Source organism: Kitasatospora sp. NPDC048298 (genome assembly GCF_043201465.1).
Lineage (GTDB): Bacteria > Actinomycetota > Actinomycetes > Streptomycetales > Streptomycetaceae > Kitasatospora.
Window position 1 is genome coordinate 44,560 of the sequence record NZ_JBICYZ010000049.1, and the last position, 13,566, is coordinate 58,125.

Consider the following 13,566-nt stretch of genomic DNA (forward strand, 5'->3'; position numbering starts at 1 on the left):
ACCGTGTTCGGACCACCACAGGTTTGGGTACGTACCTCGGCGCGCCCGACGGCCGGGCACCCACCGAGCAGGAGACCCAGCGGCCCATGGACCACAACCGCATCCCCCCGACCGTGCGCCGGACCTACGGCACCGACGACCTCAGCACCGCACCGTCGTTCGCCGGAGGATTCATCAACTTCGGCTACTGGCAGGGCATCGACCTCACCGCCCCGACCCCCGAGGACCGGGTACGCAGCCAGGAACAGTTGTACCGGCGGGTGTTGCGGGAGTTCCCCGAACCACGCGAACGGCTGCGGCTGGCGGAGGTGGGTTGCGGGCGCGGCCTCGGAAGCGCTCTCGCCCTGCGGGAGTTCCGCTTCGCGGCGGTGACCGGGGTGGACATCCACCCCGACCAGATCGAGCGCGCCCGCGCCGTCAACGCGAGAGCCCTGGCCACGTACCCCGATCGGCTGGCGTACACCCTCGGCGCGGCGGACGAACTCCCTTTCTCCGACGGCTACCTGGACGGCGTCTTCTCCGTCGAGGCCGCCCAGCACTTCCGCGAACTCAACGGCTTCGCCCGCGAATCCGCCCGCGTCCTGCGATCGGGCGGCCGACTCGTCGTGACCACCTTCTTCACCGCCCCCGGCCCCGACGCCGCCGAACGCCTCAAGATCATGCTCGCCAGCTTCGCCGACGGCCTCGACATCCCCCACCCCCTCGACGGCTTCACCACCGACCTCACCCGCCACGGCTTCACCGACATCACCACCGAATCCATCGGCACCCACGTCTGGCCGGGCCTCGACCGCTACCTCACCGACACCGTCCCCACCGCCCACTGGTCCCGCCACTTCCTCACCGCCTGGCGCGACAACCTCCTCGACTACCACGTCGTCACCGCGACCCGTATCTGACACCGGAGTTGGGCCTGAGCCCGTCCATAGCTGCTGCGGGCGGGCCCAGGACCGACACCGTGCCTGTCACAGGCCCTCCAGGGCCGATCGCGCGGCGAAGACCAGGTGGTGCAGCACCTCGACGGCCCGGCGGCCGGCGGCGAGGATCCGGTTGCGGCCGATCCTCGCCGCATCGGAACGTCGCCGAGATCGTGCGGGAGCTGGATGTGAGCCCGAAAGGGCTGCGGGGCTGGGCCAAGCAGGACCGTACGGACCGCGGCGGGGCAGGACGACGTTATTCGCCCCGTCCCGAAGAGAGTAGGACCAGACAAGTCAGAGCCAGGACCTGGCGCGGGCGATCCGGACCGCATCCATGCGGTTCCTGGCGCCCGTCTTCTGCACGGCGGACAGTAGATGGTTGCGTACGGTCCCAACGGACAGGTGGAGGTGGTCCGCCGTGTCCGCGGGGCTCTCGCCCTCGGCCGCCAGACCGAGGATCTCGGACTCCCGCGGGGTCAGTGGGTTCGGCGTCTGTGCGCTGCCCATGACGGCGATGTCGGTGCCGACGATGCGCCGACCGCAGCTCAGGTGCCTGATCGCCTCGACGAGTTCGTCGGCAGTGACGTCGTCGGAGATCACTCCTGACACGTCGGCCTTGAGGGCGCGCTGTGTGCCGCCCGCTGAGATCGCTCCTATGACCAAAAGGATTGCGCTCGCCCGGAAGGCCTCGCGTGCTCTACGGAGCTTCTCGAACGCGGCTCTGCTGTCATCGGCGAGACAGAGAACCACCACATCGGGGTTCAGTAGGTTGTCACCCGGCACAGAGGTGACGTCCTCCGCGTCCCCAAGCACCCGGATGCCCGCCCGGGAGGAGACCATGGCAGCGATGCCGCTGCGTGCGAGGGTCCCCTGGGCGAGAATCAGTACGCCGATAGCGTCTAGTTCGGTGCTGCCCGGCAGTCGGCCCGCAGCCAGCAATGAAGGTTTCGCCCCATATGCCGCGTGGCTCTGTCGGCCTGCTCCGCTTTGCGTGATGCTCATGAAATTCCCCCCCCAAACTAGAGAAAGTCAGGCACATGCTCGGCCAGGGTTAGCGCTGGGCGTCACACACCTTTGCTCCACAGGCTGATGCTTAGTCAAGTCTCGGTCCCCGAGCAAGAATTGATTGACCCGCAGGATGCTAAGTCGATCGTTCACGTCCGTCAACTCGTGTGACTGAGATGGCACATCGAGGTACACACGGGGTGCACCGCCACAATGAAGCGGAAGTGGAGGTTCGATGTGGCTGACGTAGAGAGAGTCGGTGGGCGTTCGTGCGCCGCCAAGTTGAACCACCTTTTTTGAGACAATCATGCTGGCGAGGCGCATGCCCGGCAGTTGTGGACCGCGGTGCCGGACAGTGCGGTAGCCGGTGGCCGCCGTCCGGAGCAGGCAATGTCCCGCCTTGGCCACTGACTCGCACCGGCCGTGGTCGCACGGGCTACGGGGCGGTGTGCAACTCCCCGTGGATAACCCACGAGTGTGCCGCCGAGTCGTATCCCGGCCGCCCGGCGGATCGATCCTGTAATGACAGGACGCGTCGGGTGAGGGGAGACAGCGATATGGGGTCCGGGAGAAGGAGCGTGCGCGGTGGCGGTACGTGGCGGTGCATTGGTGGCCTGTTCGCCGTAGTTGGCCTGCTCTTTACCGGTATCGGTCCGGCCTCGGCGGACACCGTCGGCCGCGCACGGGCAGCCGACGACCCTGGCGTGCGCGAGCCCTCGATAGCCGTGCCCTATCGCGTGGACGAGCTGTGGCGGCAGGGGGTCACGGGCCGCGGCACCACGGTCGCGGTGCTCGTGTCGTACGGGGACCCGAGCCTGGAGCAGTTCATGGCGGACTACGACGCGCAGTACGGGCTTCCCGCTGTCGACATCCGGCGGGTCGAGCCGTTGGGGAAGCCGCCGTCCTGCACCTCTCCCGGCGTCGACACGAAGAACTGTCAGGCGTGGGTGTCGGAGACCCGGCTCGATGTCGCCATGATTCACTCGCTGGCCCCGCAGGCCCGCATCGTGGTCGCCGCCTCGCCCGTGGACGAGACGCAGGGCGAGAGCGGCATGCCCGAGATGATGCATGTCCTGGACCACCTCACGCGGCACCGCCTGGCGGACGTGGTGTCCATGAGTTTCGGCTCCGTCGAGCAGAACTTCGCGGACCCCGCGTCCATGCTCGCCTACGGTGCCGCGTTCGACCGGGCGCGCGCGGCGGGCATGACCCTGGTCGCCTCCTCGGGGGACACGGGGGCCAGCGGCCCGCTGCGTGACCACCCGGACCAGCACCACCCCCGGCGCGTAGTGGCCTGGCCCGCGTCCGACCCCCGGGTGACCGCCGTCGGAGGGTCCCTGCTGCACGTCGACGCGCAGGGCCATCGCACCTCTCCCGACACGCTGTGGCCCAAGTCGGGGGCCGGGCACTCGTCGCTGTTCGCGCGCCCGGAATGGCAACGCCCGGCCACGGCCGGTGACATGGAATCCGGCCGTTCGGTCCCGGATATCGTGATGCAGGGGGCGGCCGGCACCTCCCAGTCGGCACCGCTCTTCGCCGGTGTGCTCGCCCTCGCGGTGCAGCTGCACCACGGGCCGATGGGCGACATCAACCCCACGCTCTACCGGCTGGGAGCGGCCGGGCCCGCCGCCGGAATCGTCGATGTCACCGAGGGCTCCAACACCTATGCCGAGGTCCCCGGGTTCACTGCGGGCTCTGGCTTCGACACGGCCAGTGGCTGGGGTACGGTCGACGTGCCCCGATTCGTCCGAGTCCTGGCGCGGGCCGTGCGGTGAACCGACTTCCGGCCGCCCCGCGCCCCCGGCTCGGCACGACCGCGTGATGGCAGTCGTGTCACGACGAACGGAATCCTGTGCGGGTGGCCGGCGGTCACCAGGCAGTACGTACTGAAGCGAGAGAGAGCGCACGTGAGCGAGCACGCAGGCACCGAAGCCGGCCATCACTTAGGACGGGCCGCACAGCACCGGTCGCGGGATGGTGCCGAACCGCCACCGAGGGAGCGGCCCTGGGCGGTGCGCCTCGATGGCGTGCGCAAGGTGCACGGAAGCGGCGGGTCCGCCGTGACGGCGCTCGACGGGGTCACCGCGCAACTGCCGTACGGGACGTTCACCGCCGTGATGGGACCCTCCGGCTCCGGCAAGAGCACCTTCCTGCACTGCGCGTCGGGTCTGGACCGCCCCGACCACGGCACCGTCGAGATCGGCGGCCGGGATCTGGGGCCGCTGGGCGAACGGGAGTTGACCGTGCTGCGGCGCGAGCGGATCGGCTTCGTGTTCCAGGGGTTCAACCTGCTGCCCGCGCTGACCGCCGAGCAGAACATCACGCTTCCGGTGCGGCTGGCCGGCCGGCGCGTCCGGCTCGACCGGCCCTGGCTGGAGGAACTGCTCGACTACACCGGGCTCGCCGATCGACGCGGTCACCGGCCGGCCGAACTCTCCGGCGGCCAGCAGCAACGGGTGGCCATCGCCCGCGCGTTGATCACCCGCCCCGAGGTGGTCTTCGCCGACGAACCCACCGGCGCCCTGGACACCACCTCGGCCCGCAAGGTCCTCGAACTGCTCCGCGGTCTCGTGGACGACGTCGGCCAGACGGTCCTGATGGTCACTCACGACCCGGTGGCCGCCTCGTACACCGACTCCGTACTGATCCTGGCGGACGGCAAGGTCACCGAGGTCCTGCACGGGGCGTCCGCCGGCACCATCGCCGAGCGCATCGCGGGACTGGGGGCCTGATCCATGCTGTTCCTCCTGGCGTGGTGGTCCGTCCGCGCCCGCAAGGTCTCGTTCGCCGGATCCCTTGTGGCCATGGTCTGCGCGCAGGCACTGGTCACAGCCTGCGGGGTGCTGCTCGACTCCGGCCACCGGGCCACGCCGGGGCAGGGCGGCGCGGACGTGGTGTCGTTCGTCGTGCCCTTCGGTTTCATCTGCCTGTTCGTCATGACCTTCGCGATCTCAGGCGCCTTCGCCCTGTCCGTCCAGCAGCGAACCCGGGAGATCGCCCTGCTGCGGGCCGTCGCCGCGACCCCCGGCCAGGTCCGTCGGATGGTCGCCTACGAGGCGCTCGTCGTGACCGTCCTCGCCGCCGTCCCAGGCTGTGGGCTCGGCCTGCTGCTCGCCGTGGGACTGCGGGCCTTTCTGGTGGCCCAGGGCCTGATTCCCGGCGCCTTCCGTCTCCAGTTCGGGCCGGCGAGCATCTCGATCGCGGTGCTGATCTGCTGGGTGACCGCCGAGGTCGCGGTGTGGAGCAGCGGCCGGCGGGCGTCTCGGGTGCGCGCCGTCCAGGCTCTGGGCGAGGCCTCGGTGCCGCGACGCCGGGTGGGTGCGGTCCGTACGTGCCTCGGGCTCATGGTCCTGATCGGGGGTGTCTGGGGGCTCGCGGCGATCAAGGGATCGGGGGGCTCTGACGCCGCGAACACGGCCGGGTCCATGGTCATGGTGCTGATGACTGCCGTCGGGCTGCTCGCCCCCTGGATCGGCAAGCTGGCCGGCAGCGTGCTCGGCCTGCTCTGCCAGCTCCTGTTCCCGGTGATGGGACTGCTGGTGAGGACCAACCTCACCATGGCCTTCCGCCGACTCGGCACCGCTGCCACCCCGCTTGCCCTCACCGTCGCGTTCGCCGCCGTGGCCCTGTTCGTACCGCAGATGAAGTGGCACGAAGTGTCGGAGCAGGACCGGCAGCGCATGGTGGCCGAGCGGATCGTGCAGAGGGCCGGTGGCGGACTTCCGGACTCGGCCGCAGCAACGATCGGCGGTGCTGCGGGAGTTGGTACCGCGGTTGCCACCACGGGCAGTTATGTGAAGGTCGTCGGCGACTCCGAGTCCTGGCAGTCGGGCCCCGGCGGCATCGCACAGATCGTCTCGGACGGACCGCTGGACGAGGTCCTCGACCTGGGCGTCATCCAGGGCCGCATGGGCCAACTGGGCGCGGGGGAGGTCGCGCTGAGCGAGGACCTGGCCCGGCGCGCCCACGTTCGGGCGGGCGACGAGGTGCGCGTCGCCCTGGAGGACAACCAGGTTGCGAAGGCCAGGGTCGCCGCCGTGTACAGCCGCTCCCGCGGCTTTGGCGATGCCGTCCTGTCTCAGCCTCTCGCGGCCGGGCACCTGTACGACAGGCCGCTGCACCCGAACGCGGTGTACGTGCGCGCCCAGCCCGGCCGGGAGCGGCAGATGGACGACAGCCTCGCGTCACTGCGCCGGGCCGAGCCGTCCTGGCGGGTGCTCGACCGCGAGGCCTACCGGGCCGAGGCCCTGCGCCGCCAGGACGCCTCGATGACCGTCACCTACCTGCTCCTCGGGGTGGTGACGGTCTTCACGTCGATCTCGGTCGTGAACACGCTGGTGATGACGACGATGGAACGTTCCGGAGAGTTCGCCCTGCTGCGTCTCGTGGGCGCCACCCGCAGACAGGTCGCCCGCATGATGCTCCTGGAGACCGCCGTGATCGTGCTGACCGCGCTCCTGGTCGGATCGCTGGTCGCGGGGGCCGTTCTCGCGGTGTTCAGCCAGGCCCTGACCGGCTCGTCGTACCCGCGCCTCGAAGGCGCCACGCTCGCCCTCATCCTGGGCGGCGCGGGCGTCCTCGCTCTCGCCACCGGCGTGTCCACCACGCGCATCGCCCTTCGCCAGCGCCCGTCCGCCGCGCTGCGCGGAGCCGGGTGACGGAGGGGCCGCGCAGGCCCGACAGGACCGGGGCCGTCGGCCCGAACGGTGGGATCCGTTCGGGCCGGCGGCCTTTGCGTGGCCCTGAAATCACCCCGCGACAGATCCGTGAACCAGCTCGATCCCTCATGCGTAATCCATGTGCACAGCCATGGGGAACACACTTGTTCGACATCCTTCGACGGGTGAAGATATTCCCGTCAGTGAAACACCGGGAGATCCCAGGGGGAATGTTGGACAAGCGCTACGACGTCTACTGTCTGGCAGACCGCTATTTCTACGACCGGTCGGATCGGAAGGCGAGCACCGAAGAGATCGCCAAACTCGCCTTCGCCGCGGATTCCATCGGACTCCCTCCTGGATGGACCAAGTTCGCCAAGGAGGACTGGATCGTCTGCAATCCGCCCGAGCAGCGGCTTCCGATGCAGGGATGGAAGATCCATGTCTCGGCGACAGGCGCCAACGCAGATGCCGTGCTGGAATCCGTGTACCGCTACTGCGTGCCGCGCGACATATCCTTCAAGTACCTTTCCGGGCGCCACGTCCTGAAGAATCGGAATCTCAAGTACTCCGACCGCGGGTCCAGCGGGAAGTTCATCACCGTCTACCCGCTGGACGAGCGGATTCTGCGGACTACTCTTGAAGAGCTCGGCCAGGAGCTCGACGGCCAGGAAGGGCCGTACATTCTGAGTGACTTGCGCTGGGGAAACGGTCCGCTGTACGTGCGTTACGGCGGATTCATCGAGCGGCACTGCATCTCGGAGACGGGCGCACTTGTCGGCGCCATCGAGGACGACCACGGCACCCTGGTACCCGACCGCCGCGACCCGGTCTTCCACGTCCCGGCGTGGGTCACCGTGCCGGAGTTCTTCGCCCCTCACCTCGAGGCACGCAAGAGCGGCACCACGGACGACATCGCCTACACCGTCGAACGCGCCGTCCACTTCTCCAACGCGGGCGGACTGTACGAGGCCCGGCACCGGGAGAGCGGCCGCAAGGTGATCCTCAAGGAGGCCCGCCCCCACGCCGGGCTGACCCTGGATTCGGCGGACGCGGTGCACCGGTTGCGTCACGAGAGGGACATCCTGGAGCGGCTCAAGGGCATCGCGGGCGTACCCGAACTCATCGACTACTTCGAGTGGGGAGGTCACCACTTCCTCGTGCAGGAGTTCGTCGAGGGGGAGACGCTCAGCAGGACCTTCGCCCTGCGCTACCCGCTCAACGAGAGGGAGACCGACCCTGCCGAAGCGGTGCGTTACACCGAGTGGGCCCTGGAGGTGTCGCGGCAGACCGAGGCCATCGTCGCCGAGATCCATGCGCGCGGCATCGTCTTCGGTGACCTGCACCCCTTCAACATCCTGGTGGGCGAAGACGGCAAAGTCTCGCTGATCGACTACGAGGTGGCATCGGACGTCGAGGCAGGGGTGAAGCCCAGCCTGGTGAACCCGGCGTTCGCGGCGCCGGCCGACCGTACCGGATTCGACCACGACCACTACGCACTCGGCTGTCTGCGGCTCTCGCTGTTCATGCCGCTCACCACCTTGCTTCGACACGACTTCGGGAAGGCACACCACTTCGTCGAGTACATCCGGCAGGTGTTCCCGCTGCCCCCGGGGTACCTCGACGAGGCGGTCGAGAGGATCACCGCCAGCCCGGCGCCCACCTCGCGCCGTCGGCCGGAGACCGCGCTGGACCGGATACCGCGGATCACCGCCGACCCCGAGCAGTGGCCGCGGCTGCGTGACGCGCTCGGCCGGGCCATTCTGAGCAGCGCGACCCCCTCGCGCGACGACCGGCTGTTTCCCGGTGACATCGAGCAGTTCCACACCGGGGCTCTGAACCTTCAGCACGGGGCCGCCGGCGTGCTCCTCGCACTCCTCGACGCCGGGGTCGACTTTCCGCCCGAGTACCGCACATGGCTCGCACAACGCGCTCTGACGCCCCGCCCGCAGGACCGGCTCGGCCTGTACGACGGCATGCACGGGGTGGCCCACGCCCTGCTGAGGCTCGGCGACGAGGACACCGCGCGCGAGCTGCTCGCCGTGTGTCTCAAGGAGAAGTGGGAGATGCTCGGCAGCGACCTCAAAGGCGGTCTGGCCGGCATCGGGCTCAACCTCCTGGCGTTCAGCCGGAGGACGGGCGACACCGAGTACCTGCGCGCTGCCGAGCTCATCTCCGACCGGCTAGGCGCGGCCGAATCCGTCGCCACCACCAGTGGGGGCACACACCCCTACGCCGGGCTGATGCGCGGCTCCTCCGGCCCAGCCCTCTTCTTCCTCCGCCTGTACGAGAGGACCGGCGACCGAGAGTACCTGCGGCTGTCCCGCACCGCCCTCGAACAAGACCTGCGCCGCTGCACCACACGCGACAACGGGATGATGCACGTGAACGAGGGATGGCGGACCATGCCGTACCTCTCGACCGGCAGCGTCGGCATCGGTCTGGTTCTGGACCAGTACCTCCGGCACGACTCGGACGAACAGCTCGTCACCGCCTCGGACGCGATCGCATGCGCCGCCTCGTCCCAGTTCTACGTGCAGTCCGACCTGTTCAACGGGCGGGCCGGAATCGTCCTGTACCTCGCCGAACGCGCCAGGACGCGCCCCAGTGAGGCAAGCCGTGCCGATCTCGACCGTCAGATCGGCCTTCTCAACCTGCACGCCCTGTCCTACGAGGACGGCCTCGCCTTCCCCGGCGAAATGCTCATGCGGCTGTCCATGGACCTGTCGACCGGCAACGCCGGCGTGCTCACCGCCCTGGCGGTGGCCCTGGGCCGGGAGCACCCCGGACTCCCCCTGCTGTCCAGCGTCCTCCCCAGCGGTACCCCCAAGACTTCCCACCCGGACCACGGGCGGGGCAACACGGATCGATCCACGAGGGGAGGTGAACCCGATGGTGCTCGACCTTCAGGGTCTTGAGCTGTCCGAGGACGACGAGATGGCGCCCATGAGCGGTGTCAGCAACAACTGCAGCAACTCCAGTTACATCTTCTGCTGATCCCGAGTCGGCTCGCGGCCGTACGGGCCGTGACGACGAAAGACGAACCGAGGGGAGGGAAACTCATGGCGATCCTCGACCTTCAGGGGCTTGAGCTGCCGGACACGTCCGCGCAGCCGCTGGGCAGCTCGAACAGCGCGACTTGTTCCAGCCACAGCTGGGTGTTCTGCTGAGGCTGATCGAGATGTCCGTCCGGGTGGACGGCGGCCCACCGCGACCGCCGCCGCCCGGACTTCCGGCAGCGCCTCGGGGAGACGAGAAGTCCCCCGAGGCGCTCGCCACATCCGGGGCCGGCGCTCAGCCGCCGTGATCCGCACGAACGAGGTGGAGACCAGTGGTGGGTGGTACGGGGATACGACTGCTGCGCACCGCGGCGCGCGCCCAGGCCGCCGGCGCCGCCGTGCTCGCCGCCGCCGGGTGTGTGAGCGCCGTCGCCCAGCTCGCACTGCCGGCCGTACTGGGCAAGGCGGTCGACGCACTCGTCGGCGGCGCCGACCTCGGCCGGTGGCTGGCGGCCTGCCTGGCCCTGGTGGTGGTCTACGTGGCGTTCGAGGTGTACAGCGACTACCGGGCCGGCGTGGTGCAGGCGCGCTCGGCGCTCTTCTACCGGCGGACGGCCGCCAGACGGCTCGTGGATGCGGGACCGCGCCCACGGACCGGCGGAGGGCCGGGCGGCTTCGCGGCCTGCGTCCTGGAAAGCGCCGCCGCGGCAGCCATGGGGACCAACGCGGCGGTGTGGCTGGTACTTTCCCTGCTTCCGACGCTGGTGAGCCTGTTCATGCTGTGGTGGACGGACCCGTGGATCGGGCTCGTCTTCACCTGCAGCCTGCCCGTCGTCGCCTGGTGTCTCAGGTCGTTCGCCGCCGACAGCTCCCTCATGGTCACCCGTTACCTGGAGGAGCAGAGCACGGTGTCGAGCCGGCTCGCGGAGGCGCTCGGCGGCGCTCGCACCATCGCCGCGTCCCACACCCTGGAGCGCGAAGTGGCCCGCGTGGTGGAGCCGCTGCCGCGGCTGCGCCGTAGCGGGGACGCGCTCTGGCGGCTCCAGGCCAAGGTCACCGCGCAGGGCAACATGCTGTTCCCCCTTCTGCACATCGTCGTCGTCGCCACCGCCGGGCTCGAACTCTGCCGCGGCCGCATCTCCTCCGGGCAACTGCTGGCGGCATCGGAGTACGCGGCCATCGGCACCGGCCTCGGCATGACCGTACTGTTCGTCAACCAACTCGCCCGGGCCCGGTCCGGAGCGGAGCAACTGGCAACGTACGCGGCGCTTCCACCCCTGGAGTACGGCGCGGCAGAACTACCCGGGCCCGTCACCTCCACGGGCCTGGGCGTCGAACTCAAGAACGTGACCGTACGGCGCGCTGGGCGCACCGTCCTGTCAGGCCTCGACATCGCTGTACCGCCCGGAGAGGTGGTGGCGCTCGTCGGACGGTCGGGCTCGGGAAAGTCCACGGTGGCGGCAGTCATGGGCCGCCTCTTCGACCCCGACGACGGCGCCGTGTACCTGGACGGTGTGCCCGTGCGGACGCTGTCGAGGACAGCGCTGCGGCGCTCGGTCGTCTTCGCCTTCGAGCGACCCGAGCTGATCGGTGACACCATCGCGGACACCATCGCGGCCGGTGCGCCCGATGCCACGCTCGAGGACGTGGCCCGCGCCGCTGAGCTCGCCCGCGCCGCGTCCTTCATCGAGAAGATGCCGGACGGATACGGCACCGGCGTCAAGTCCGTGGCCCTGTCGGGCGGCGAGATGCAGCGGATCGGCCTGGCCCGGACCTTTGTACGGCCCGCCCGGCTCGTGCTGCTCGACGACGCCACATCGAGCCTGGACATGGCCACGGAGTACGAGATCGACCGGGCGCTGGCCACCGACACCTCGGGGGCAACGCGGGTGGTCGTCGCCCACCGGGCCTCCAGCGCGGCCCGCGCCGACACCGTGGTCTGGCTTGACGCGGGGCAGGTACGCGCGACCGGAACGCACAGCGAGCTGTGGGAACTACCCGGATACCGGGCGATATTCCAGGAACGGCCCGCAGCCCGCACACCCCTGGACGCGGCGGGAGCGACCCGATGAGCTCCGCCGGTAACCACACTGCGGGGCGATATCTGCTGCAGCGACTGCGTGGCGACCGCCGCACGCTGTTCCGCGTCCTGATGTGGACAGGTGTGGAGTCCCTGCCCGCCTTCGCGGCTGGGCACTTCGTGGCCTTGGCCATCGACCGGGGATTTCTGGCCGGCGAACCCTTGGCGGGCCTTGGGTGGCTGACTCTGCTTGCCGTGTCCTCAGCGGTGGGTGCGTTCGGGGCCCGTGGAGCGCTCCTGAGCACCGCGGCCCTCGTCGAGCCCCTGCGTGACGCGCTGGTGACCCGCACGGTGGAGGGCACACTGCGACACGCGCTGACCGGCGGCCGCGTGGAGCAGGACCGCTCCGGCGTCGCACGGCTCACCCGCCAGGTCGAGATCGTGCGGGAAGCGGCGGGCAGCCTGGTGGCGGTGGTGGGCCGCTTCGCCTTCTCCTTCGTCGGTGTGTGCGTCGGCATCCTCACACTGGAGCCGACGGTTGCCCTGCTGGTCTTCGCCCCCGTGGCCGTCGGCGTCGGCTGCTATCTGGTGTCCCTGCGCGGGGTGGTCCGCACCCAGATGCGCAGCACCCTCGCGACCGAATCCCTCGCACACGAGGCCTGGCGGCTCTCTGCGGGACTGCGGGACATCACCGCATACGGCTTGGAGGAACGGGCTCTGCGGCGGCTCGACGACGCGGCGGAGGAGAACGCGTGCGCGGAGACCGTACTCGCCCGCCTGGCCGCGCTACGCACCCTCGCTCTCGGGGTGGGCGGCTGGGTGCCGCTGGTCCTGGTCCTGCTGTGGGCACAGTGGGGAGCCCAGGCCATGAGCGCGGGCACGATCCTGGGCATACTGACCTATCTCGCGCAGAGCCTGCGCCCTGCGGTGCAGACCCTGGTCCAGGGCGTGGGCACTACGGGCATCAGGCTATTCGTCACGCTCGGGCGGCTGCTGGATGCCCCGGGTCCGCGGCCGGGCGGCGCCGGGCCGACGCCCGCACCGGCTGTCCCCGCCTCTGTATCCTCCACTGGAGTCGGGGAGGGAGACCCCGGGGTCGAGGTGGTCCTGGAGTCGGTGTCCTTCTCCTATCCGGGGGCCGCGAACGACGTCCTCAGCGACATCGACCTGCACGTGGCGCCCGGCGAGCACATCGCGGTCGTGGGCCCCAGTGGTATCGGCAAGTCGACACTGGCTTCCCTGCTGGCCGGCACCTACGGGCCCACCCGCGGCCGGGTCGTCCTCGACGGCGTCGACCTCACCTCACTCGCGCCCGTCCAGCAGGCCGCGCTGCGGGCCTATCTGCCACAGGAGGCGTACGTCTTCACCGGGACGCTCCGTGAGAACCTCGGCTACCTGGCAGACGGTCCAGCGGACGACCACCGGATGAACCGCGCGGTCACGGAGTTCGGCCTGACGGACCTGGTGTCCACGACCGATGGCTACGACGGTCTCGTGGACCCCGATGCCCTCTCCGCCGGCCAGCGCCAGCTGATCGCCCTGGCACGCGCCTACCTCTCGCCGGCCCGGCTGATCGTGCTTGACGAGGCGACGTGCCATATGGACCCAGCGGCGGAGGCCCGTGCGGAGGAGGCGATGCGGGAGCGCCCCGGCACGTTGTTCGTCATCGCCCACCGGATCAGCTCGGCTCGGGCCGCGGATCGGGTGATGGTGCTGGACGGCGGGATCCCGCAGATCGGGAGCCACGATCAGATGCTCGCGGAGTCCGCTCTCTACCGCGATCTCGTCGGGCTGTGGACCGCGAAGGTATGCACTCACGAGGAACGGGCCTGAGTTCTGACGGTGTGTGATCGTCGTTGGTCAGACGGGCAGAGCGATCGGGAGCATCCGGAGGTTGAATCCACTCTGCGCTTGGACACTCTCTGTCTACGCCGGAGGGTGTGACCCTGCTGGTGCTCTCGGTCCCG

At 69.7% G+C, this 13,566-nt stretch carries 9 protein-coding genes; 8 read left to right on the forward strand and 1 reads right to left on the reverse strand.

The annotated features are described in order from the left end of the window. The first annotated feature begins 23 nt into the window (after positions 1 to 23). The gene (locus ACGF0D_RS30085) at positions 24 to 899 is read left to right on the forward strand and encodes a class I SAM-dependent methyltransferase (protein ID WP_392921533.1); all 876 of its coding nucleotides are present in this window, start codon (positions 24 to 26) and stop codon (positions 897 to 899) included. A gap of 312 nt (positions 900 to 1,211) precedes the next feature. Here the strand turns inward: ACGF0D_RS30085 and ACGF0D_RS30090 are convergent, their stop codons facing one another. After that, positions 1,212 to 1,757, reverse strand: a complete 546-nt coding sequence (locus ACGF0D_RS30090) for a LuxR C-terminal-related transcriptional regulator (protein WP_392921536.1) — start codon at positions 1,755 to 1,757, stop codon at positions 1,212 to 1,214. A gap of 869 nt (positions 1,758 to 2,626) precedes the next feature. On the opposite strand from ACGF0D_RS30090, the gene ACGF0D_RS30095 reads away from it, so the two are divergent. The 7 genes from ACGF0D_RS30095 to ACGF0D_RS30125 all read left to right on the forward strand — a co-directional run bounded on the left by ACGF0D_RS30095 (position 2,627) and on the right by ACGF0D_RS30125 (position 13,432). Beyond that, complete coding sequence (locus ACGF0D_RS30095; RefSeq protein WP_392921539.1) at positions 2,627 to 3,697, forward strand: S8 family serine peptidase; 1,071 nt, start codon at positions 2,627 to 2,629, stop codon at positions 3,695 to 3,697. A gap of 111 nt (positions 3,698 to 3,808) precedes the next feature. Next, positions 3,809 to 4,654, forward strand: coding sequence for an ABC transporter ATP-binding protein (locus ACGF0D_RS30100; protein WP_392921575.1), 846 nt, complete (start codon positions 3,809 to 3,811; stop codon positions 4,652 to 4,654). Positions 4,655 to 4,657: 3 nt separating this feature from the next. Beyond that, the gene (locus ACGF0D_RS30105) at positions 4,658 to 6,580 is read left to right on the forward strand and encodes an FtsX-like permease family protein (RefSeq protein WP_392921542.1); all 1,923 of its coding nucleotides are present in this window, start codon (positions 4,658 to 4,660) and stop codon (positions 6,578 to 6,580) included. 164 nt (positions 6,581 to 6,744) lie between these two features. Beyond that, entirely contained in the window at positions 6,745 to 9,498 is a 2,754-nt protein-coding gene (gene lanKC / locus ACGF0D_RS30110; RefSeq protein WP_392921543.1) for a class III lanthionine synthetase LanKC, read from the forward strand. Between the two features lie 144 nt (positions 9,499 to 9,642). Then, on the forward strand, positions 9,643 to 9,750 hold the full coding sequence (locus ACGF0D_RS30115) for a SapB/AmfS family lanthipeptide (protein ID WP_360349727.1): 108 nt from the start codon (positions 9,643 to 9,645) through the stop codon (positions 9,748 to 9,750). A 161-nt stretch (positions 9,751 to 9,911) separates the two neighbouring features. Further along, positions 9,912 to 11,651 carry an ABC transporter ATP-binding protein gene (locus ACGF0D_RS30120; protein WP_392921546.1) on the forward strand — a complete coding sequence of 580 codons (1,740 nt, stop codon included), beginning with the start codon at positions 9,912 to 9,914 and terminating at the stop codon, positions 11,649 to 11,651. Further along, the gene (locus ACGF0D_RS30125; protein ID WP_392921548.1) at positions 11,648 to 13,432 is read left to right on the forward strand and encodes an ABC transporter ATP-binding protein; all 1,785 of its coding nucleotides are present in this window, start codon (positions 11,648 to 11,650) and stop codon (positions 13,430 to 13,432) included. The genes ACGF0D_RS30120 and ACGF0D_RS30125 overlap by 4 nt, the downstream gene beginning before the upstream one ends. Positions 13,433 to 13,566 lie beyond the last annotated feature (134 nt).